The following is a 19,973-nucleotide window of genomic DNA, read 5'->3' as shown; positions in this document are numbered from 1 at the left end:
TTTTTCAAAATATTGTCCTTTAAAGTTAGAAGGTTCTACCGATTGTGAATGTGAAGAATTCTTCATCATCACCATCGTAAATTTTCGTTGGTTTAGCTACTGAGAATACCAAAGGCCCCATCGGAGACATCCACTGAAGTGCCGCACCGTAAGAAGCACGATAGTTCGTTGGGTCCGAGTAGTCGTAGTAATAGTTACTACCGGAATCTACGGCCCCATCTCCTTGATATACGAATTCGGTATCCCAAACACTTGCCATATCAAAGAAAATACTCGTGCGTATTTGACTACGAGCTTCATCCGAAGCAAACGGTGTTGGTACAATCAACTCAACGCTTGCTAATGCGACTGCGTTACCACCTACAGAATCATCCGTAGCCGTTGTGTGATTAGGGTTGTTACCTACGTTCTCACTATAAACCGCTTTAGGGCCGGCAGAGTTAGAACCGAAGCCACGTAAGGTCGTAAAACCACCTGCGTAATAGTTCTCGTAGAATGGGAATAAGTTATCATTACCATCCGTTTGACCATAACCATTACCGTAACCCAAACGACCACGCATCAATAAAGTAAATTCATGCTTTTTCGTCAGAGGAATGTAATGTCTAACATCGTACTGAGCTTTAAAGTACTTAACGTCTGAGCCAGGAACCGTCATTTTGTAGAAAGCACGTTGGTGGTTACCTTCCGTAGGGAAGAAACCTCGGTTTAAGTTATTACGTGTCCACGAAATATTTACATCAAAGTCATTCACCGCAAGGGTGTCAGTGCCACATTCGTTCAAGCTACATAAGAACTGGTCAATCTGAACGTACGAGTCTAAGTTAGAAATCTTGTTGTGCGTATAACCTACACCTAACTCAATACGATTCAGTTCATCAACAGGGAAACCCCAAGTTAAGCTAGTACCGTAACTTTCGTTGGTGTAGTCAACAATACCCGCTTCAGATGCTTCGAACGTGTTGTAGAAGATCTTACCGCCAAGGCTCACGCCATCAAGAGTCCAATACGGGTCACGATAATCTAGGCTTACATTCTTTTGGTAATCGTTCATCATTGCACTGATACCAACACGGTTACCAGAACCTGCAAAGTTATCTTGTTGAAGACCAACCTGAAAGCTCACACCGGATTCAGTACCGTAGCCTACACCAAAGTTGATGCTACCTGAGTTCGCTTCTTTGACGTTGTAAACCAAATCAACTTGGTCGTCACTGCCAGGAACCCGCACAGTTTGAACATCAACAGTTTCAAAGAAGCCTAAACGATTTAAGCGATTTTTACTTAATTCAATGGACTTAGAGTTCAGCCAGCTCCCTTCCATTTGTAACATGTCTCGACGCAATACTTCGTCTTTAGTTGAGTTGTTACCCGTGAATCGGATATCGCGAACATAAATTCGACTGCCCGCCTCTACGTTAATGACAAGGGAAACTTCTTTCGTTTCGTCGTCAAATTCTGGAATAGTACGCACTTGCGGGTAAGCATAGCCAGACTCGCCTAAGACGCGTTTAACGTTTTCTTCTAAGCTTGTTACTTGGGAGCCGTTGTAAGTATCGCCTTCTTCAAAAGGAACCATTGACTCAAATTGTTCTTTTTTGCCAATAAGCTCACCACGGAAATTCACATCTTTAACCGTGTAGGCTTCACCTTCATCTAAGCCGAGAGTGATATACACGCCTTTCTTATCCGGTGAAATTGCTACTTGCGTTGAATCGACTTTGAACTTTAAGTAACCGCGATCTAAGTAGTAAGATTTGAGGCCTTCTATATCGCCAGCCAGCACTTGTTTTTGATACTTTTCATCCGCTAAAAAGTTCCACCAAGCCACATCTACGTTTAAGTTAAAACGACTCAGTAATTCTTCATCAGAGAACACTTTGTTACCAATGAAGTTAATCTGTTGAATTTTTGCAGATACACCTTCAGTAAATACAAACTTTAAATCAGAACGATTTCTAGGAAGTGGCGTCACAACCGCTTTTACTGTGGCATTGTATTTACCAACACTGTAGTAAAAATCTTCTAAACCCTTTTCAATATTACTTAAAGTAGTACGGTCAAGAGCTTCGCCTTCTCGGATCCCTGAAGCATCCAAGTTCTGTTGCAGCTGTTCTTCTTTGATCGCTTTATTACCTGAAAAGGAAATGCTCGCGATCGTAGGACGCTCTTTTACTTGGACAACCAGAACACCTTCATCTCGAAGTACTTTTACGTCTTCGAAGTTACCAGAAGCATAAAGTGCACGAATAATTTCAGCTACATCTTGCTGGTCTACTTCATCACCAATACGAACCGGCATTTTCAGCAACGCCGCACCTAATGCAACACGCTGTAAGCCTTCAATTTTGATATCTTGAACTACGAAGTTTTGTGCTCCATTCGCTGCCACACTTGTGGCTAATAGACTTGCGAATAGAATTTGCTTAATCGCCATAATTATTCTAATTATTCCTTGCTACTACAGAATTCTGTGATGAACCAATCACAGACGAGTAAAATCATTAAATATTGCTAGAGCCATTAAAGAGAAAATAATCGCACTGCCCACTCTATACCCAATTTCCTGTACTCTTTCAGGCACTGGCTTTCGGGTGATGGCTTCAATGGCGAAAAACAGTAAATGTCCACCATCTAGCATCGGTAGTGGAACTAGGTTAATAATGCCTAGATTCACACTAATCAACGCCATGAAACTTAAAAAATAAACCAGACCGTAATCTGCTGTTGTGCCGGCGCCTTTCGCGATCGATATTGGACCACTAAGGTTATTCAGCCCAACATCACCGACAATCAGTTTTTTAATCATACTTGCTGTTAAGCTAATGACCTGGCCTGTTTTATCAATGGCCTTACCAACAGATTCAAATACACCATATTGAAGGTCGAAGCGATAATTTTCAGGCCAATCTGCGACTTCTGGTGCAATACCAGCAAAGCCAATCGTTTGACCCTTTCCAATATCACGACTGTCAGGTGTCAATGTCAGTTTAATTTCTTCGTTGAGACGAATAACAGTAACTGCCATCGGTGCATTCGGATGATTGCGAATAGCTTCAACCACTTGAGGCCAGTTATTGATATCTTGATTGTTAATCGCAACAATTTTGTCGTTGGCTTCAAAACCCGCTTTAGCGCCTGCGCCACCTTCTACGATATTAACGAGTACTGTTGATACTTCCGGTGTAAAAGGAGTAAAACCTAAGGCTGTCATGGCTGACTCAACTTCAGGGTTAAACTTCCATTCACGAATATCCAGATGTAATTGCTGTTCAATACCAATATTGTCAGGTGAAGAGACGGTAATCGTCATGCTGTCATCGCCGATACGGGAGATCAATCCCATATTAACCGATTCCCAATCTGCGGTTTTGATTCCTGAAACCGCTTTAAGTTCCATTCCAGGTTGAAAACCTGCATCTGCCGCAATTGAATAAGGTGTTACTTCCCCAACAACTGGTTTTACGGCAGGCACACCCATTACAAAAACTAACCAATAAGCAACAATAGCGAACAAGAAGTTAAATACAGGGCCAGCCGCGACAATAGAGGTTCTTTTCCACAGCGGCTTTTTATCAAAAGCGTATTGTTGCTGATCGTCAGGTACATCATCCACACGGCCATCAAGCATCTTGACGTAACCACCAAGCGGGATCATTGCGATGCTATACTCAGTGCCATCTTTGCCAACTTTACTCCACAGAGACTTACCGAAGCCGATAGAAAATTTCTCTACTTTTACTCCACACTTACGAGCAACCCAGAAGTGACCATATTCATGGACAGCTACGAGTACGCCAAGTGCGACGATAAAAGAAACTAAATTCCATAACACGCCTGTCATAACATACGCTCTCTAATAAATTCTGAAGCCAGATCTCGGGCTATTTTATCTAGCTCCAACAAGCTTTCCAAGCTATCCAAAGTTTCGGAGTTATGCTCTTGGCATACTCGCTCCATCACTAGCTTATTGATAACCGCTATTTCTGTAAATCTCAGCTTTGAATCTAAAAACGCAGCCACAGCCATTTCATTTGCTGCATTTAATGCTGTTGTCGCATGTTGACCGAGATAACACGCGTCAATAGCCAACTTCAAACATGGGTAGCGTGCAAAGTCTGGTTCTAAAAAAGTCAGCTCGCCCACTTTAGTGAAATCTAATGGTTTTACACCCGCATTAACCCTTTCAGGATAAGACATAGTTAATGCGATTGGCGTTGCCATATCTGGCTCACCCATTTGAGCTAGGACTGAGCCATCTCGATACTGCACCATAGAATGAATTACAGATTGTGGGTGGATGATCACTTTTAGCTGCTCACGCGAGGCATTAAATAACCACTTTGCTTCGATATACTCTAACCCTTTGTTCATCATAGTGGCAGAGTCTACTGAAATCTTCGGCCCCATAGACCAATTAGGGTGCGCTATCGCTTGCTCCGGTGTCACAGACTCTAATTCGTCTACTTCTGTGTATCGAAACGGGCCACCGGAACCTGTCAGCAAAATATGCTCAATACCACTTCCGTTCAAGTCACAATGGCCTAGCTTCTCTTGTACATCTTTAGATAGACACTGGAAGATAGCATTATGTTCACTATCGACTGGCAATAATTCTGCTCCGTGCTTTTCAACGGCATCAATAAAGAGCTGCCCTGACATAACCAAGGCTTCTTTATTTGCCAGCAAAACACGTTTTCCTGAGGTCACTGCAGCCATCGTTGGAACCAAGCCGGCAGCACCCACTATCGCGGCCATAACAGTGTCCACGTCATCACTCGAAGACACCATACACATACCTTCAGTTCCAGAAAGCACTTGAGTTTCTATATTCGCCGACTTGATTTTCGCTTCCAATTCAGTTGCTGCTTTATCACACGCCATAACCGCGTACTTAGGTTGCCACTTAGAGACAAGTTGAAGCATCTTAGGCACATTAGAGCCTGCAGCTAGTGCCACAATAGAGAATTTCTCTGGGTTTTGTTCAACCACTTTTAATGTGCTTGCACCGATAGAACCCGTTGCGCCGAGAATAGTTAGATTTCGCATCACATATTGACCATCGAAGAAAAATCAGGGCAGTGTTACTGCCCTAAAAATTAGAATGCTAGATATAGAAGAGCAAAGACAGGGAATGCAGCGGTTAAGCTATCAATTCGATCAAGGACTCCACCATGACCCGGTATCAAGTTACTACTGTCCTTGATACCTGACACACGCTTAAACATACTTTCAACCAAATCTCCGAGTACTGATATCACCACGGTGACTAAAGTAATAACAATCATATGGATAGGGCTAGAAAACTGAAGGTCGAATAGGTCAGCAAAAATCCACGCAACAACTAGAGCAGTAATGATACCGCCAACTAAGCCTTCAACGGTTTTATTTGGGCTAACAGCCGGGGCCATCTTGCGCTTACCAATACTTTTGCCCGTAAAGTAAGCGCCGCTATCTGCAGCCCACACTAAAAAGCAGACAAACATAACCAGTTTAGCACCGTAATAAGGGTCAATATCTATGTTTGAAGCACGTAGAATCACGACACTCCAAAAGAAAGGAAGCAAGGTTAGAACCCCGAAAGAATGACGTAATACCGATGAGTGCTGCCAACTTGGCATCGACCTAGGGTAACTAATCGCAAGCCCACTCGCTAATAACCACCATATAAAACCAACAGTTAAAATTATGTAATGTAATGGAGTCACATCATTTAAGCTAAGTACGTCAAATGGCACGACAGCCAAACTAATGGCACTTACAGCGACGGTAGGAATCAAAGCTAAATAACGGGATTTGTGTTCAACAAATTGCGTCCACTCCCAGAAACCTAAAAAGGTAACTGCAGCTAACGCAATAATGAATAAAGGGAGAGATAACTCAAAAATGCCTAGGATGACTAGGGGAGCCAAAATCAACGCTGTTATGATTCGCTGTTTCAAACTAAATAATCCTTATTGGGTTTCCATCAGGGCTTTTACTTGTTCGCCAGTACAGCCAAAGCGTCTTTCGCGGTTAATAAACCAAGTCACAGCTTCAACTAAGCTGTCTTCATTAAAATCAGGCCAAAATTGTTCAGTAAAATAAATTTCTGCGTAAGCCAATTGCCACAGCATAAAATTACTAATTCGGCATTCGCCGCTAGTACGGATAAGCAAATCAACTTCAGGGATATCTGACATAGTCAGATTTTGGGTAATCAAAGGTTCATCGATGTCATCAATAGATAACTTACCTTGCTGAACATCAAGAGCAATTTTTTTCACAGCTTCCTGAATATCCCACTTACCACCATAGTTAGCCGCAATGTTAATAACCATGCCTGTATTATCATGTGTTAGCGCTTCTGCTTCTGCAATTTTCTTTTGCAAACGTTGGCTAAAACGGGTCTTATCACCGATAACTCTTAAGCGAAGATTATTCTTGTGCAGCTTTTTTACTTCGTTAGAAAGCACGGTAATAAACAATTCCATTAAAACCCCAACTTCTTCTTCAGGGCGGCGCCAATTTTCGCTACTAAAAGCAAAAAGAGAAACAGCTTGAATACCTAGTTTAGCGGCTGATGAAATTGTTTTTCTTACGGCTTGAACACCATTTTTATGGCCAAAAACTCTTGGTTTGCCTTGAGCTTTAGCCCAACGCCCATTGCCGTCCATGATGATTGCAATATGTTTGGGAAGGGAATCTGTGAAAGCTTGAGAAGTATGCATAAAAGGGGTAATTAGATTCTAACAGTTGAACAGAGTAGCATAAAAAAACGCTGAACTGTGAGTACAGCGTTTTTCAAGCTAACAGAGTGTGACGGAATTATACTTCCATTAACTCTTTTTCTTTTGCAGCTAGAACTTCATCTACATTTTTAACTGCAGCATCAGTTAGTTTCTGAATTTCGTCTTGTGCTTTACGATCTTCGTCTTCAGAGATTTCTTTATCTTTAAGAAGTGCTTTTAGATCGCCATTCGCGTCACGACGAATATTACGGATAGCAACACGACCACCTTCAGCTTCACCACGAACGATTTTAACTAGGTCCTTACGACGCTCTTCTGTTAGCGGTGGAAGTGGAACACGAATAACCGTACCAGCTGACATAGGGTTTAGACCTAGGTCTGAAGTCATGATCGCTTTTTCAACAAGAGGCGCTAGTGTTTTGTCAAATACAGTGATCGCTAGAGTACGAGCATCTTCTGCAATAACGTTAGCAACTTGAGTCAAAGGCGTTGGTGCACCGTAGTACTCTACTGAGATACCAGAAAGTAGGCTTGGGTGTGCACGACCTGTACGAATTTTTTGCAGGTTGTTTTTTAGTGCATCAACACTTTTTTCCATGCGCTCTTGAGCGTCTTTTTTGATTTCGTTAATCACAATTTCACCTTGATTATGTTCTTTCTTCAAGAAAGCTTTTTATTTGGAGTGATAAGGATAAAGCTTACCAAAGTATGTACTTCAGTAAGCCCGAAAAATTAGTCAGCGTCGCTGATTAATGTACCTTCAGTTTCACCCATAACCACGCGGCGTAGTGCGCCTGGCTTGTTCATGTTAAATACACGGATTGGCATTTTGTGATCACGTGCTAGCGTAAATGCAGCCAAGTCCATTACTTTAAGCTCTTTCTCAAGAACTGTGTTGTAAGACAAAGTATCATACAGCTCTGCGTCTGGGTTTGCTACTGGGTCAGCAGTAAATACGCCATCTACTTTTGTCGCTTTTAGAACTACGTCAGCTTCGATTTCGATGCCACGTAGACAAGCCGCAGAGTCAGTCGTAAAGAATGGGTTACCAGTACCTGCAGAGAAAATTACCACGCGACCTTGACGCAGTTGGCTAATTGCATCTGCCCAGTTGTAGTCGTCACACACGCCTTTTAGAGGGATTGCAGACATTACACGTGCATTTACGTAAGCACGGTGAAGAGCGTCACGCATTGCAAGGCCGTTCATTACCGTTGCAAGCATACCCATGTGATCACCAACAACGCGGTTCATGCCAGCTTCAGCAAGACCAGCACCACGGAACAGGTTACCGCCACCGATAACAACACCAACTTGAACGCCTAGTTCAACCAATTCTTTTACTTCTTGAGCCATACGATCAAGGATCGTTGGGTCAATACCAAAACCTTCTTCGCCTTGTAGCGCTTCACCGCTAAGTTTTAACAGAATACGTTGATACGCTGGTTTAGGGTTCGTAGTCATGGAGTTTACCTTCCAAAGAGTTGATGATTAACAGTCATGAATGAAAACTCGAATACACAATTTTCATTCAAAACGATTAATACAAAATTTTTCAAACTTAACTTTAGCTGAAAAAATAGTACTTCAGTCATAAAAAGACCGCAGCATAGGCCACGGTCTTTTTTCAAACAATACGCTAAGGATTAACCTTTTTGTACCGCTGCTACTTCGTCTGCGAAGCTCATTTCAGCAGCTTTCTCGATACCTTCACCAACTTCTAGGCGTACGAAGTTAGATACTGAAGCGCCTTTCTCTTTAAGAATTTCGCCAACAGATTTCTTAGGTTCCATGATGAAAGCTTGACCAGTTAGAGAGATTTCGCCCGTGAATTTCTTCATACGGCCAACAACCATCTTCTCAGCGATTTCAGCTGGTTTGCCTTCGTTCATAGCGATTTCAACTTGAACAGCTTTTTCTTTCTCAACTACGTCTGCAGGTACGTCTTCTGGGTTAACGAACTCAGGACGAGATGCAGCAACGTGCATTGCAACGTGCTTAAGAGTTTCAGCTTCGCCTTCACCAGCAACAACAACACCGATTTTCTCACCGTGACGGTAAGAAGCTAGTGCAGCACCTTTAACGTACTGTACGCGACGGATGTTGATGTTTTCGCCGATTTTTGCAACTAGAGCAACGCGAGTTTCTTCGAACTGAGCTTGTAGTTCTTCAGCTGTAGCTTGAGAAGCTACTGCAGCAGCTGCAACTTCTTCTGCGAAAGCAGTGAAGCTAGCATCTTTAGCTACGAAGTCAGTTTGGCAGTTAACTTCAAGAAGAGCAGCTACGCCGTTCTCTTCTTTAATGATGATTGCGCCTTCAGCAGCAACGTTACCAGCTTTTTTAGCTGCTTTCGCTGCGCCAGATTTACGCATGTTTTCAATTGCTAGTTCGATGTCAGCGTTTGCTTCTACAAGCGCTTTCTTACATTCCATCATGCCAGCGCCAGTGCGCTCGCGAAGTTCTTTAACTAGAGCAGCAGTTACAGTTGCCATTCTCTATTCCTCGGTTGATTCGAAATAAGGTAAAAATCAGGGGCCAATTTGGGCCCCTGATGCTAACTATAACTTAGTTTATGTTTAAACTACGTTTCACGAAAACTAAGTGTGATTCAGAGTCGCTATTATTCAGCTTCTACAAAACCATCTTTTTCAGCAGCTACAGCAGCAACATCTTTGTTACGACCTTCTTTAACCGCGTCTGCAGCAGCGTTTAGGTAAAGCTGTACTGCACGGATTGCGTCGTCGTTACCTGGGATAACGAAGTCAACGCCGTCTGGGTTAGAGTTAGTATCAACTACAGCGTAAACTGGGATACCTAGGTTGTTAGCTTCTTTAACTGCGATGTGTTCGTGATCAGCATCGATTACGAATAGAGCGTCTGGTAGGCCGCCCATGTTCTTGATACCACCAAGAGATTTCTCTAGCTTCTCCATTTCGCGAGTACGCATTAGAGCTTCTTTCTTAGTTAGCTTGTCGAAAGTACCGTCTTGAGCTTGAGCTTCAAGATCTTTCAGACGCTTGATAGACTGACGAACAGTTTTGTAGTTCGTTAGCATACCGCCTAACCAGCGGTTGTTAACGTAAAATTGGTTGCTGTTTACAGCAGCTTCTTTAACAGCTTCAGATGCAGCGCGCTTAGTACCAACAAAAAGAACTTTACCTTTCTTCTCGCCAACTTTAGCAATTTCAGCTAGAGCTTCGTTGAACATTGGTACAGTTTTTTCTAGGTTGATGATATGAACCTTGTTACGAGCACCAAAGATGAATGGCTTCATTTTTGGGTTCCAGTAACGAGTTTGGTGACCGAAGTGAACACCAGCTTTTAGCATATCGCGCATTGATACAGTTGCCATTTTAAAATCCTCTATGGGGTTAGGCCTCCACATCCCCCATGAATCCGACCCCTAACATCTACCTGTTTTAGCACAGGCAGTTTTACTGTTGAGGCACCCCGGAACATGTGTCGGAATGTGTGTGATTTAAAGATAATTAAGTTTAGACTAAAAGCCTGCTTCGCCTGTTGGAGATAACAGTCCTTGAGTCCGGCGCGCTTTATACCATATTTTGACCATCTGTGGCTAGAAAAAATTGGTTTTCAGTTCGAAAAACCTTCATCACCGAACCCCATACTTCAGTGTTAATAATCACAAAGTTTCTACCCGCTAAACTTATCCATATTAAACCTAAGGCCAAGGTAGTCTTGCGCTAATTGCATCCACTGCTAAAATAGCCGCCATATGCACATCTTCGTGCAACCGAATTAATAGAGAAAGTCGATGTCCGTAAAAATTAAAACAGCTGAAGAAATCGAAAAAATGCGCATTGCTGGCAAGCTTGCTGCTGAAGTGCTAGAAATGATTGGCCCACATGTGAAAGCGGGAGTGACAACTGAAGAGCTAGATCAAATTTGTCATAAACACATCACTGAAGTGCAAGGTGCTATTCCAGCTCCACTAAATTATCATGGCTTCCCTAAATCTATCTGTACTTCGATCAACCACGTCGTTTGTCACGGTATTCCAAGCGCGCAAGATGAGCAGTTTGGCCCGATTTCTCGCCCTGGTGTTTTAAAAGATGGTGACATTGTTAACATCGATATCACAGTGATCAAAAATGGCTACCACGGCGATACCTCAAAAATGTTCCTAATCGGTGACGTTTCTGCAGCAGACCGTCGTCTTTGCCTAGTCGCACAAGAAAGCCTGTACGCGGCAATGAAAAAAGTAAAACCTGGCGTTCAGCTTGGTGAAATCGGTACTACAATCGAGAAATACATCAAAACTAACAACAAGAACAACCCTCGCGCTAAGTTCTCTATTGTTAAAGACTATTGCGGCCACGGCATTGGCAGTGAATTCCACGAGGATCCACAAGTCGTTCATTATAAAAACAGCGACCGCACGGTATTGAAAGCAGGTATGTGTTTCACGATTGAACCAATGATCAACGCTGGTAAATTTGGTTGTCGCTTAGACGATGAAGATAACTGGACCGTTTACACGGGTGACAACAAAAATTCTGCGCAATGGGAACACACTCTTCTAGTTACAGATACAGGCTGTGAAGTACTAACACTACGAAGCGATGAAAGCATTCCTCGAATCATGAAAAACTAAGTAGGCACTTAGTTTCTAGTCGATAAAAATATCCTCGCACTGCCGAGGATATTTTTTTATCTGCTTATATTCTGGTAGATTAACTCTAATCACACTTGCTTGCATGGATAGCAGACTATGTCGTACCAATCCCCTCTCACCTTCACTGACGAACAGATTACAGTTCAAGAACTTAAGCAACAGCTTGAGGCTTTCACTCAACACCAAAAAGACGAGTTTCTCAATCACCACCCAGTGACCGATCTGGTTCTGACTCGCTCTGAATATATGGATCTTCTACTCAATCGCTTATGGCGTTACTACGGGTTTAACGAACTGCCTCATATCAGTTTAGTCGCCGTGGGAGGTTACGGCCGCGGAGAACTACACCCATTGTCAGACATCGACATTCTTGTGGTTTCAATGAAAACATTGCCACCAGCGCTCGGTGAAAAAGTCAGTGAGTTTATAACATTACTGTGGGATTTGCGTTTAGAAGTTGGCCATGCAGTTCGAACGATTGAACAGTGTATTGAAATTGGTGAAGACGACTTAACTGTAGCAACCAACTTGCAGGAATCCCGCTTACTATGTGGTAGTGAAGATACCTTCCAAAAATTGAAACTCGCCATTCATGCCGACTCTTTTTGGCCTAGTGAAGTCTTCTACGAAGCAAAAATTAAAGAACAGAAAGATCGCCATGCTCGCTATCACGACACCACATACAACTTAGAGCCTGATATCAAGTCGACTCCTGGAGGCCTTCGCGATATTCATACCCTAAGTTGGGTGGCTCGTCGTCACTTTGGCGCTACCTCACTTTTAGAAATGAGCAAGTACGGCTTTCTGACCGATGCTGAATACCGTGAGCTGGTAGAGTGCCAAGACTTCTTATGGCGAGTCCGTTTTGCTCTGCATATTGAGCTCAGACGCTACGACAACCGACTAACATTCGCGCATCAAGCACAAGTTGCTGAGCACCTTGGTTATTCTGGTGAGGGTAATCGCGGCGTAGAGATGATGATGAAAGAATTCTATCGGACTTTACGTCGAGTAGCTGAACTCAACAAAATGCTGCTTAAGCTATTTGACCAAGCCATCATTAATGGCGGAGAGACACTAGAAGCTGAAATTATTGATGAAGATTTCCAGCGTCGTGGAAAACTCATCGAAGCACGTAAGCCAGCTCTATTCCAAGCTCGCCCTGAGACCATTCTCGATATGTTTATTCATATTGCGAATGACTCCAGCATTGAAGGCGTTAGCCCACCGACGTTGCGCCAACTGCGTACCGCTCGGCGTCGATTAAATAAGTTCCTCCACACTATTCCAGCCGCTCGCGAAAAATTCATGGATTTAGTACGTCACCCTAATGCTCTGCACAAAGCTTTTAGCCTCATGCATAAGCTAGGTGTACTGGCAGCTTACCTTCCACAGTGGAGTCAGATCGTTGGGCAAATGCAATTTGATCTATTCCATGTTTACACCGTTGATGAGCACAGTATTCGCTTACTCAAACATATTAACCGTTTCAGTTATGCGAAGAATCGCGACCGACACCCTATTTGCTGTGAAGTATACCCACGAATCCAGAAAAAAGAGCTGCTGATCATCGCGGCAATTTTCCATGATATAGGAAAAGGCCGAGGAGGAGACCACTCCGAGATTGGCGCTGTAGAAGCTTACTCTTTTTGTATGGAACACGGTCTATCTAAGCCAGAAGCCAAACTCGTCTCCTGGCTAGTACAAAACCACCTTTTGATGTCTGTTACCGCTCAACGTCGCGACATTTACGATCCCGATGTCATTGCTGAATTTGCTAAAAAAGTACGTGATGAAGAATATTTAGAGTTTCTAGTATGTTTAACTGTCGCTGATATCTGCGCCACTAACCCAGAACTTTGGAACAGCTGGAAGCGAACCTTGTTAGCCGAGCTATTTCACTCAACCCAGCGGGCACTTCGTCGTGGTTTAGAAAACCCGGTTGATGTTCGCGATCGAATTCGCCACAACCAGCAAATGGCTTCAGCCCAACTTCGCAAAGAAGGTTTTACAGCACGAGAAATCGAAGTGCTGTGGCAGCGATTTAAAGCAGACTATTTCTTGCGCCATACTCATAAGCAGATCGCTTGGCACTGTGAACATTTACTACGTCAAGATGACCCAGAAAAACCGCTGGTACTCATCAGCAAAAAGGCCACTCGCGGCGGTACAGAAGTATTTGTTTACTCTAAAGACCAACCCGCATTATTCGCTACCGTTGTTGCTGAGCTTGATAGACGTAACTTTAATGTGCACGACGCTCAGGTAATGGTGAGTAAGGATGGCCATGTTCTGGATACCTTCATGGTGTTAGATCAGTATGGTGAAGCTATCGATGAAAGTAGACATAAAGCAGTTATCAAGCACATCTGCCATGTTCTACAAGATGGCCGCCCAACCAAGATCAAGACGCGCCGAACTCCGCGTAACTTACAGCATTTTAAAGTCAAAACCAGCGTTGACTTTTTACCAATGAAAAGTAAGAAGCGGACATTAATGGAGTTTGTTGCACTTGATACTCCTGGCTTACTAGCGAAAGTAGGCGCGACCTTTGCTGATCTGAAAGTGAATCTACACGGAGCTAAGATTACGACCATAGGTGAGCGTGCAGAGGATTTATTTATTCTGACTAGTGAGTCTGGTGGGCGACTCAGCGAGGAAGAGCAAGATGCACTCCGAGCAAAACTCATCGAGAATATTAGTGAGCTCGCCCCCAACTAACCCTCAAAATAGATAATCATGTGGGCGGGTCACATTTGAGCGATCTTGCCCACAACTTAAACTCTTTTCTAGCATATCAACTATCTAGCTCATCATTAGGCTGCTACATTATTTCTGTCGCAATAATAACATTGATGTATCACACTCAGAACTAGAGGTAGCCTATGTATCCAAACCTCACAGCTTTAGGTATCCATGATCCTAAGCAGATTGAACGTTACTCCCTTCGCCAAGAAGCACACAAAGACATCCTAAAGATTTATTTCCATAAGCAAAAAGGCGAGCTTTTCGCAAAAAGCGTTAAGTTTAAATACCCGCGCCAAGTCAAAAATGTACTGGTTGATAGCGGAAGCCATCAATACAAAGAAGTGACTGAAATAAATCGCAACCTGACTCTAGTCATTGATGAACTGAATAAAATCACTAAGCCTGCGAAAGTGGCTGATGTCGATGTTAAGCAGAAAATTCTTACCGATCTTCGCCACTTAGAAAAAGTGGTTTCAAGCAAGATCGCAGAGATCGAAGCGGATCTCGAAAAATTAAAATAGATCCAAAATAAAAAAGGGCTGGTATTAATTACCAGCCCTTTCGTATTTCTAGCTTCTAGCTTCTATAAGACTTAAATCCCACTCAAACTGTTCAAACAAACTTTCCCATGTTTCATCGACGCTCGCCTTCAGCACGACTTCATTCTGAGTAAACGGGTGGACAAATTTGAGCTCTGATGCATGCAGCAACAATCGGTGCGAGTCCAAGTTTTCTCTGAACAAACGGTTATGCTTGCCATCGCCATGAGACGTATCTCCGACAATTGGGTGCCTCAAGTGCGCCATGTGTCTGCGTAGTTGATGCTTGCGTCCGGTTTTAGGAAACATTTCCACTAAGCAATAGCGACTCGTTGGGAAGCGGCCCGTCGAGTACGGCACTTCAACTTTTGCAAGTGGCTCGTACACCGTGATAGCTTCTTGTGCTTCTTTGTCTTCCTTAGCGAATTTATCAGCAATTTTATCGAGTTCCACTTTCAAGGCGTAATCTAAAGTGTCACCTTCTTCTATCCAACCGCGAACAATCGCATGATACTTTTTCTGCATTTCATGGTTAGCAAACATCGGCATGACTTCAGAGGCAACTTCACTTGAAAGCGCAAACACTAATACGCCGGATGTTGGTCTATCAAGGCGATGCAATGGAAATACGTGCTGACCAATCTGATCACGTAGCGTTTGCATCACAAATAGAGTCTCGTGCTTGTCGAGCCATGAACGATGAACCAACATTCCTGCGGGCTTATTCACCGCGACAAAATACTCATCTTGAAAAATAATCTCTAGCATTACGCGCACGCCTCATCAATGCTTTGAATCACATCTAAGATCACAGCCTTTTCCGGCTGCCCTTTCCACACTTCACTAAAATACGGATGAATAGAAAAACCTTGTGGCATCGCTTGCCCTAACTCGAGCATAGCCTGAATTTTCACAATAAATATCCACTGTAGCCATTGCTCCGGCTGCAGCGTATCAATAGCAAAAGGCTGAGTACTTGCTAGTGCTTCTTGAGAAGGAGGAACCTGGTCCCACAACTCCTCAGCTTGCAAGTGTTGTTCTAATAAACTCAATAATTGGGGTAACTTTGCGGCTGCTGTCATTTTTCACCAAGTTATTTATCTAGTGACCTTGAAATTGGGGCATAGAGTACCATCTATTGAGGAAAGAAAGTTAGGACCTTAATACTCATGGATACTATTCATACCCTTACCCAATTGCTTAAAAACAGTGGCTGCCAATATGACATCTACGATTTAGGCCGTCGCATTCAAAAAATTGATAACGACCTATTCTCAAATGTCGAACAGGGAAAACAACCTTACCCTTTCCCATTACAAAGACAGGCCCATTTAGCGATCGCGTATTGGAATGAAGAGAAACAGCCGTGGATCTGGTTTTTGAAATTTAAGCTCGATGAACGTGGTTTGCTGCTTCAGGCAGAGGTCGGTAACTTTTTGAAGTTCGTCATTGAAGCGATGGGTACTCGCCTAAATGGAGAAATGAGTGAAGAGCAGCAACAAAAGCTGTCTAATAACCCATACACTTTCAAGCCTTCTGAAGACAAAATGGCGGTATTCCATAGCCAAGTCCGCGCAGGCTTGGAGCTTCCGACTAGCCAATATTACGAACATGCCCAGCACTTCTTTACCGGAGATCTTGGCTGGGATAATTGGCAAACCGTAGGCTTGCAAGGGATCACCGATATGTGTGCACGTTTGGATCACAACCAAAATGGTGTTGCGATTCGTAAGGCACTGAAAAAGCTACCGAGTGAACCTTTATATGCCACACTAGGTGCACTTGAACATACTCAACTTCCAGAAAAGTTAGCCGAACGAATTCAAGAATTGGCAGAGCAAGAAATCTCAAGTGCTGAACCTGACTTATTCTTATTGTCAGCATTAGTTCGTGCCCTGTCAGGAGCTCCGAACACGATTAACACGTCGGTAATTAAAGCCATTCTGGCTAGCCCACGTCTTAGCCACCAAGAAGTACTGATTGGCTTGGCAGGAAGAAGCTGGCAATCTCTACAGGATCCTACGATTGCAGAGCAGTTTTTATTGCGATTAGCACAAACAGGTAACCAAACCCTATTTAACCAACTATTTGCTGACCTAGTGATGATTCCGACATTAAGAATGGTGTTCTTACCATTGTTGAACTCTAGCCCTTCAGAAGAGCTAGCAGGCGCACTTATCAAACTTCAGCAAGCAACCAAAGCTTAGCCACACGATTATACAGGGAGGCACAGAACAATGATTGGAGATTTACTGGCTATTTTATTGCTGTGCTTCTGCTGCTTTATCTTCTGGCAGCAACGTAGACAGTCAGAATTGGCAAAAGCTGCAGTTGCCAGAAAGTGCAAGCAACTCGACTTACAGCTATTAAGTGTCGCGTTCAGTGGTCACAAGTTTAAGATGCGTCATGAGCTAACGCATGTCTGGAGATGGCACACCGTTTACCAATTCGAGTTTTCTTCACTTGGTGACGATTGCTATAAAGGTGAGCTGATTATGGTTGGATTTAGACCTATGCACTTTGAGCTACAGCCGCATAGGATGTAGATTCAGCGACCGTTAAGAATTGATAGTGGTAATAAGGCCCGAAGCTATCTTGCTTGGTTTCTTGATAATTAAAGCCTAACTTTTCTAGTAACTTAATGGATGCTTCATGGTGAGTATTCACCGTCGCAAAGACATCTCCAATTTCCAACTCGAAACATGCCATACTAAAGAAAGGTCGCAGAACTTCAGTCGCGATCCCTTTCCCCCAATGCGCTTTATCGATCAAAAAACACAACTCGAATTCACCTTCGTAGTTCGATATAGCCAAATGACCAATAAACTCTCGGGTGCTGTTATCTATCACAGCACGAGCAAAATGCTTTTCGCCAACTAACAATTCCTGAAATAGGCGTTTAGCACTGGAAATTGAATGAGGACCATTCATCTCTGCACGATTGGTCGCGCAACAATTGAGAAGAATAAAATCATGCTCCAACTGTTCGGTGTAAGGAACAATGAGTGTTCTTGAGGTGGCTATCGTCATATCACATTCCTTGTGCTTACGATTGAAGGGTAAGTAAAAAAGAAAAGCCCCGACACCGAAGTGTCAGGGCTATAGTCTTACTCGCAGCAGTCCGGCTACTAATTAATGCTCCATGCATCATCCATAATAGTGGCTGTAATCCTTCAGCTCTTTCCTTAACTTCGCCGTCCTAGCGGTGTCCAATCATCCTGAAAGCTAACAATCCTAGTTAGCGCACATCACTTGTTCCGTGAGCGGTGTCCTTTACATCATCCTGATGTTGTTCCAAACCTCTATCCTAAAGGTGTCCATTGTCATTCCGTTGCAGCTAACATCCTATTAACTGTTGTGTCCTTACAATGTCCTTTCGCTCCTTGCTTGACCACTCTTCCTAAGTAATCAAATCTTCATCCTGAAGATAACCAAGTCCTTGGTGCTTTCCTGTTCCGTGTCAGAATCCCTCCGACAAGGTTTAATTTACGCGATTTCAGATTCTGGACAATAGACTCGCATCACATTTTAATCATAGCTAAAACACCAAAATAGACTAACCTAATAAAATCAACAGGATAGGTTGAATCATCCTAATTTCTCACTGCCAGAATCGCTATTTCCTACAGTGTTTGTAAGAGATCTCTCACACGCTGTTTCCACTTTAGATATTCGCTAAAATCGGGCTGAACGAGTAATATGCCAGTATTACAGAAAAAGGAGGCACGTATGCTCACCAAAGACGTTTCAGAAGAGCTGGAATCAGTAATGAAGTCTCTTCAATCTCAAGGAAAAGAACCCACGGTTGCATTGGTCAAATCTCGCATGGGCACACCTGTCCCTATGCCAGCCCTCATCGCTGCGATTCGCAGTTGGAAAAACGCCAACAAAGTACCCAAAATCGAAGTGGCGGATAGTTCACAAGAAAGCCCAGATCGCCTTACACAACTAGAACAACAAATTGTCGCGCTCACTGCCCGAGTGAGCGAATTAGAAGCCAAATTAAACGAGAAATCATCATAATGAAGATATGGGTTGATGCCGACGCTTGTCCGAAAGTCATTCGTGAAACCATCGTACGCGCCGCTGAGCGTACTGGCGTGGAGTGCACTTTTATCGCCAACCACGTAGTTCCTGTACCCAAGCGTGCAAACATACATTCTATTCAAGTACCAAGTGGCTTTGACATTGCTGACAACGAAATCGTCAAGCGCACAGAGCAAGGCGATTTAGTCATAACTTCAGACATTCCGTTAGCGGACGAAGTCATTACAAAAGGAGCGCTAGCGCTTAGCTCCCGTGGTGAACTGTACACAAAAGAGACCATCAAGGCTCGACTCAACATTCGCGATTTTATGGACACGATGCGCTCAAGTGGGATTCAAACGGGTGGCCCAAGTTCACTTTCGCAAACCGATCGCCGCGAGTTTGCCAACCACCTCGACAGAATCTTGGCCAAGCGCTAAGACTTTTCTAGCAAAATGTCACTGAGTTAATCAAAAGTGAAATAAATAATGCTTGGCTCCTTTCTTATCTAACGACATAGAACTGGAGCTTTCATTATGGAATTGCGCAAACTGCTACTTTTATCCCCCGCCTTTTTCACCTTTTCCGCTACAGCCGACACCGAACAGTACGGCATTATTGGAGGCAGTGTCACTTATGGGGAAAGCGTTTTTTCTTCTAAAAATGGCCCTTCTGTTAGCGTTACGCCAAACCTCTTTTATTCAGGCCCAGCAGGCTTTATCGATGGCAGTTTAGCGAATTGGCAGCTTTTACCATTTGTTGGCTTATCAGGGAATTGGCGTTTCGAGGAAGTATCAGGCTCAATCACCGAGCTACCAAATGGAATTAACGACCGTGAGGGAAATGGTGAACTTGGAATTACAATTGGGACAGTAGGCGCAAGGCTCACCTACTTACACGACGTGACATCCGTACATAGTGGGTACGAAATTCAAATGCACCTAGGACGAACTCTGGCGACTTGGGATTCAGCTTTTACTATCACCCCCTACCTCGAAATCGATTATCGCGATCGTAAGCTTTCTGATCACCTATATAGCGTATCCAGTGGAGAAGCGACAGCTTCGACTTTAAACCAATTTAATGCGGATTCCAGTTTCGTTTATCAAACAGGGTTAATTGGTTTGTATGAATTCACACCAACGTGGATAGGTATTTTCCGTACAGACTTCACCCACCACAATAGTGACAGCCCGTTAATACAAAATAGTTTGGGGTGGTCACTAGAAGCCGGAATTACCTATCGATTTGCGGGGTTATAGCAAGCCTCTGTACCTTGTTAAAAACCAAAAC

At 43.4% G+C, this 19,973-nt stretch carries 20 protein-coding genes; 8 read left to right on the top strand and 12 right to left on the bottom strand.

All coding sequences use genetic code 11. The features are described 5' to 3' along the window. Positions 1-25: 25 nt before the first annotated feature. From bamA to rpsB, 9 genes are all read right to left on the bottom strand, one after another. Positions 26-2,437 carry an outer membrane protein assembly factor BamA gene (gene bamA, locus ELZ11_RS01530; protein WP_137355609.1) on the bottom strand — a complete coding sequence of 804 codons (2,412 nt, stop codon included), beginning with the start codon at positions 2,435-2,437 and terminating at the stop codon, positions 26-28. 48 nt (positions 2,438-2,485) lie between these two features. Beyond that, positions 2,486-3,844, bottom strand: coding sequence for a sigma E protease regulator RseP (gene rseP / locus ELZ11_RS01525; protein ID WP_137355608.1), 1,359 nt, complete (start codon positions 3,842-3,844; stop codon positions 2,486-2,488). Next, positions 3,841-5,049, bottom strand: a complete 1,209-nt coding sequence (ispC, locus tag ELZ11_RS01520; RefSeq protein WP_137355607.1) for a 1-deoxy-D-xylulose-5-phosphate reductoisomerase — start codon at positions 5,047-5,049, stop codon at positions 3,841-3,843. The genes rseP and ispC overlap by 4 nt, the downstream gene beginning before the upstream one ends. A 50-nt stretch (positions 5,050-5,099) precedes the next feature. Beyond that, complete coding sequence (locus tag ELZ11_RS01515) at positions 5,100-5,942, bottom strand: phosphatidate cytidylyltransferase (protein ID WP_137355606.1); 843 nt, start codon at positions 5,940-5,942, stop codon at positions 5,100-5,102. Positions 5,943-5,954: 12 nt separating this feature from the next. Beyond that, entirely contained in the window at positions 5,955-6,710 is a 756-nt protein-coding gene (locus ELZ11_RS01510; protein ID WP_137355605.1) for an isoprenyl transferase, read from the bottom strand. A gap of 97 nt (positions 6,711-6,807) precedes the next feature. After that, on the bottom strand, positions 6,808-7,365 hold the full coding sequence (frr, locus tag ELZ11_RS01505; protein ID WP_137355604.1) for a ribosome recycling factor: 558 nt from the start codon (positions 7,363-7,365) through the stop codon (positions 6,808-6,810). Positions 7,366-7,463: 98 nt separating this feature from the next. After that, complete coding sequence (pyrH, locus tag ELZ11_RS01500; protein ID WP_004738586.1) at positions 7,464-8,195, bottom strand: UMP kinase; 732 nt, start codon at positions 8,193-8,195, stop codon at positions 7,464-7,466. Positions 8,196-8,377: 182 nt separating this feature from the next. Continuing rightward, positions 8,378-9,223, bottom strand: coding sequence for a translation elongation factor Ts (gene tsf, locus ELZ11_RS01495; RefSeq protein ID WP_137355603.1), 846 nt, complete (start codon positions 9,221-9,223; stop codon positions 8,378-8,380). A 128-nt stretch (positions 9,224-9,351) separates the two neighbouring features. Continuing rightward, on the bottom strand, positions 9,352-10,083 hold the full coding sequence (gene rpsB, locus ELZ11_RS01490) for a 30S ribosomal protein S2 (RefSeq protein ID WP_137355602.1): 732 nt from the start codon (positions 10,081-10,083) through the stop codon (positions 9,352-9,354). Between the two features lie 423 nt (positions 10,084-10,506). On the opposite strand from rpsB, the gene map reads away from it, so the two are divergent. The 3 genes from map (at position 10,507) to ELZ11_RS01475 (ending at position 14,636) form a co-directional block, all read left to right on the top strand. Beyond that, positions 10,507-11,346, top strand: a complete 840-nt coding sequence (gene map, locus ELZ11_RS01485) for a type I methionyl aminopeptidase (RefSeq protein ID WP_137355601.1) — start codon at positions 10,507-10,509, stop codon at positions 11,344-11,346. A 117-nt stretch (positions 11,347-11,463) separates the two neighbouring features. Next, the gene (gene glnD / locus ELZ11_RS01480) at positions 11,464-14,088 is read left to right on the top strand and encodes a bifunctional uridylyltransferase/uridylyl-removing protein GlnD (RefSeq protein ID WP_137355600.1); all 2,625 of its coding nucleotides are present in this window, start codon (positions 11,464-11,466) and stop codon (positions 14,086-14,088) included. A gap of 164 nt (positions 14,089-14,252) precedes the next feature. Further along, positions 14,253-14,636, top strand: a complete 384-nt coding sequence (locus ELZ11_RS01475; RefSeq protein WP_137355599.1) for a DUF3461 family protein — start codon at positions 14,253-14,255, stop codon at positions 14,634-14,636. A 48-nt stretch (positions 14,637-14,684) separates the two neighbouring features. Here ELZ11_RS01475 and truC read toward each other — a convergent pair whose 3' ends face one another. Continuing rightward, entirely contained in the window at positions 14,685-15,431 is a 747-nt protein-coding gene (truC, locus tag ELZ11_RS01470) for a tRNA pseudouridine(65) synthase TruC (protein WP_137355598.1), read from the bottom strand. Beyond that, positions 15,422-15,736, bottom strand: a complete 315-nt coding sequence (locus tag ELZ11_RS01465) for a YqcC family protein (RefSeq protein WP_137355597.1) — start codon at positions 15,734-15,736, stop codon at positions 15,422-15,424. Before ELZ11_RS01465 ends, truC begins: the two co-directional genes overlap by 10 nt. Before the next feature lie 87 nt (positions 15,737-15,823). Between ELZ11_RS01465 and ELZ11_RS01460 the strand changes: the two genes are divergently transcribed. Beyond that, a complete protein-coding gene (locus tag ELZ11_RS01460) occupies positions 15,824-16,861 on the top strand; it encodes a DUF3549 family protein (protein ID WP_137355596.1) in 1,038 nt (345 codons plus the stop codon). 30 nt (positions 16,862-16,891) lie between these two features. Continuing rightward, positions 16,892-17,200, top strand: a complete 309-nt coding sequence (locus tag ELZ11_RS01455) for a DUF3301 domain-containing protein (protein WP_137355595.1) — start codon at positions 16,892-16,894, stop codon at positions 17,198-17,200. Here the strand turns inward: ELZ11_RS01455 and ELZ11_RS01450 are convergent. Next, positions 17,166-17,684, bottom strand: a complete 519-nt coding sequence (locus tag ELZ11_RS01450; RefSeq protein WP_137355594.1) for a GNAT family N-acetyltransferase — start codon at positions 17,682-17,684, stop codon at positions 17,166-17,168. The genes ELZ11_RS01455 and ELZ11_RS01450 overlap by 35 nt on opposite strands. Positions 17,685-18,383: 699 nt before the next feature. Between ELZ11_RS01450 and ELZ11_RS01445 the strand changes: the two genes are divergently transcribed. The 3 genes from ELZ11_RS01445 to ELZ11_RS01435 all read left to right on the top strand — a co-directional run bounded on the left by ELZ11_RS01445 (position 18,384) and on the right by ELZ11_RS01435 (position 19,942). Further along, positions 18,384-18,677, top strand: coding sequence for a hypothetical protein (locus ELZ11_RS01445; RefSeq protein ID WP_137355593.1), 294 nt, complete (start codon positions 18,384-18,386; stop codon positions 18,675-18,677). After that, positions 18,677-19,120 carry a YaiI/YqxD family protein gene (locus tag ELZ11_RS01440; RefSeq protein ID WP_137355592.1) on the top strand — a complete coding sequence of 148 codons (444 nt, stop codon included), beginning with the start codon at positions 18,677-18,679 and terminating at the stop codon, positions 19,118-19,120. Before ELZ11_RS01445 ends, ELZ11_RS01440 begins: the two co-directional genes overlap by 1 nt. 96 nt (positions 19,121-19,216) lie before the next feature. Then, positions 19,217-19,942, top strand: a complete 726-nt coding sequence (locus ELZ11_RS01435; RefSeq protein WP_137355591.1) for a MipA/OmpV family protein — start codon at positions 19,217-19,219, stop codon at positions 19,940-19,942. Positions 19,943-19,973 lie beyond the last annotated feature (31 nt).

The sequence above is a fragment of the Vibrio profundi genome (genome assembly GCF_005281835.1).
GTDB classification, from domain to species: domain Bacteria; phylum Pseudomonadota; class Gammaproteobacteria; order Enterobacterales; family Vibrionaceae; genus Vibrio; species Vibrio profundi.
Note: the sequence above shows the minus strand (reverse complement) of the source record. Positions and strands in the feature narration are given on the sequence as shown.

Excerpts from the sequence above, each read along its gene's own strand:
- bamA (WP_137355609.1), bottom strand. The coding sequence starts at position 2,437 with ATGGCGATTAAGCAAATTCTATTCGCAAGTCTATTAGCCACAAGTGTG.
- rseP (WP_137355608.1), bottom strand. The coding sequence starts at position 3,844 with ATGACAGGCGTGTTATGGAATTTAGTTTCTTTTATCGTCGCACTTGGC.
- ispC (WP_137355607.1), bottom strand. The coding sequence starts at position 5,049 with ATGCGAAATCTAACTATTCTCGGCGCAACGGGTTCTATCGGTGCAAGC.
- ELZ11_RS01510 (WP_137355605.1), bottom strand. The coding sequence starts at position 6,710 with ATGCATACTTCTCAAGCTTTCACAGATTCCCTTCCCAAACATATTGCA.
- pyrH (WP_004738586.1), bottom strand. The coding sequence starts at position 8,195 with ATGACTACGAACCCTAAACCAGCGTATCAACGTATTCTGTTAAAACTT.
- tsf (WP_137355603.1), bottom strand. The coding sequence starts at position 9,223 with ATGGCAACTGTAACTGCTGCTCTAGTTAAAGAACTTCGCGAGCGCACT.
- rpsB (WP_137355602.1), bottom strand. The coding sequence starts at position 10,083 with ATGGCAACTGTATCAATGCGCGATATGCTAAAAGCTGGTGTTCACTTC.
- map (WP_137355601.1), top strand. The coding sequence starts at position 10,507 with ATGTCCGTAAAAATTAAAACAGCTGAAGAAATCGAAAAAATGCGCATT.
- glnD (WP_137355600.1), top strand. The coding sequence starts at position 11,464 with ATGTCGTACCAATCCCCTCTCACCTTCACTGACGAACAGATTACAGTT.
- ELZ11_RS01475 (WP_137355599.1), top strand. The coding sequence starts at position 14,253 with ATGTATCCAAACCTCACAGCTTTAGGTATCCATGATCCTAAGCAGATT.
- ELZ11_RS01465 (WP_137355597.1), bottom strand. The coding sequence starts at position 15,736 with ATGACAGCAGCCGCAAAGTTACCCCAATTATTGAGTTTATTAGAACAA.
- ELZ11_RS01460 (WP_137355596.1), top strand. The coding sequence starts at position 15,824 with ATGGATACTATTCATACCCTTACCCAATTGCTTAAAAACAGTGGCTGC.
- ELZ11_RS01455 (WP_137355595.1), top strand. The coding sequence starts at position 16,892 with ATGATTGGAGATTTACTGGCTATTTTATTGCTGTGCTTCTGCTGCTTT.
- ELZ11_RS01450 (WP_137355594.1), bottom strand. The coding sequence starts at position 17,684 with ATGACGATAGCCACCTCAAGAACACTCATTGTTCCTTACACCGAACAG.
- ELZ11_RS01445 (WP_137355593.1), top strand. The coding sequence starts at position 18,384 with ATGCTCACCAAAGACGTTTCAGAAGAGCTGGAATCAGTAATGAAGTCT.
- ELZ11_RS01440 (WP_137355592.1), top strand. The coding sequence starts at position 18,677 with ATGAAGATATGGGTTGATGCCGACGCTTGTCCGAAAGTCATTCGTGAA.
- ELZ11_RS01435 (WP_137355591.1), top strand. The coding sequence starts at position 19,217 with ATGGAATTGCGCAAACTGCTACTTTTATCCCCCGCCTTTTTCACCTTT.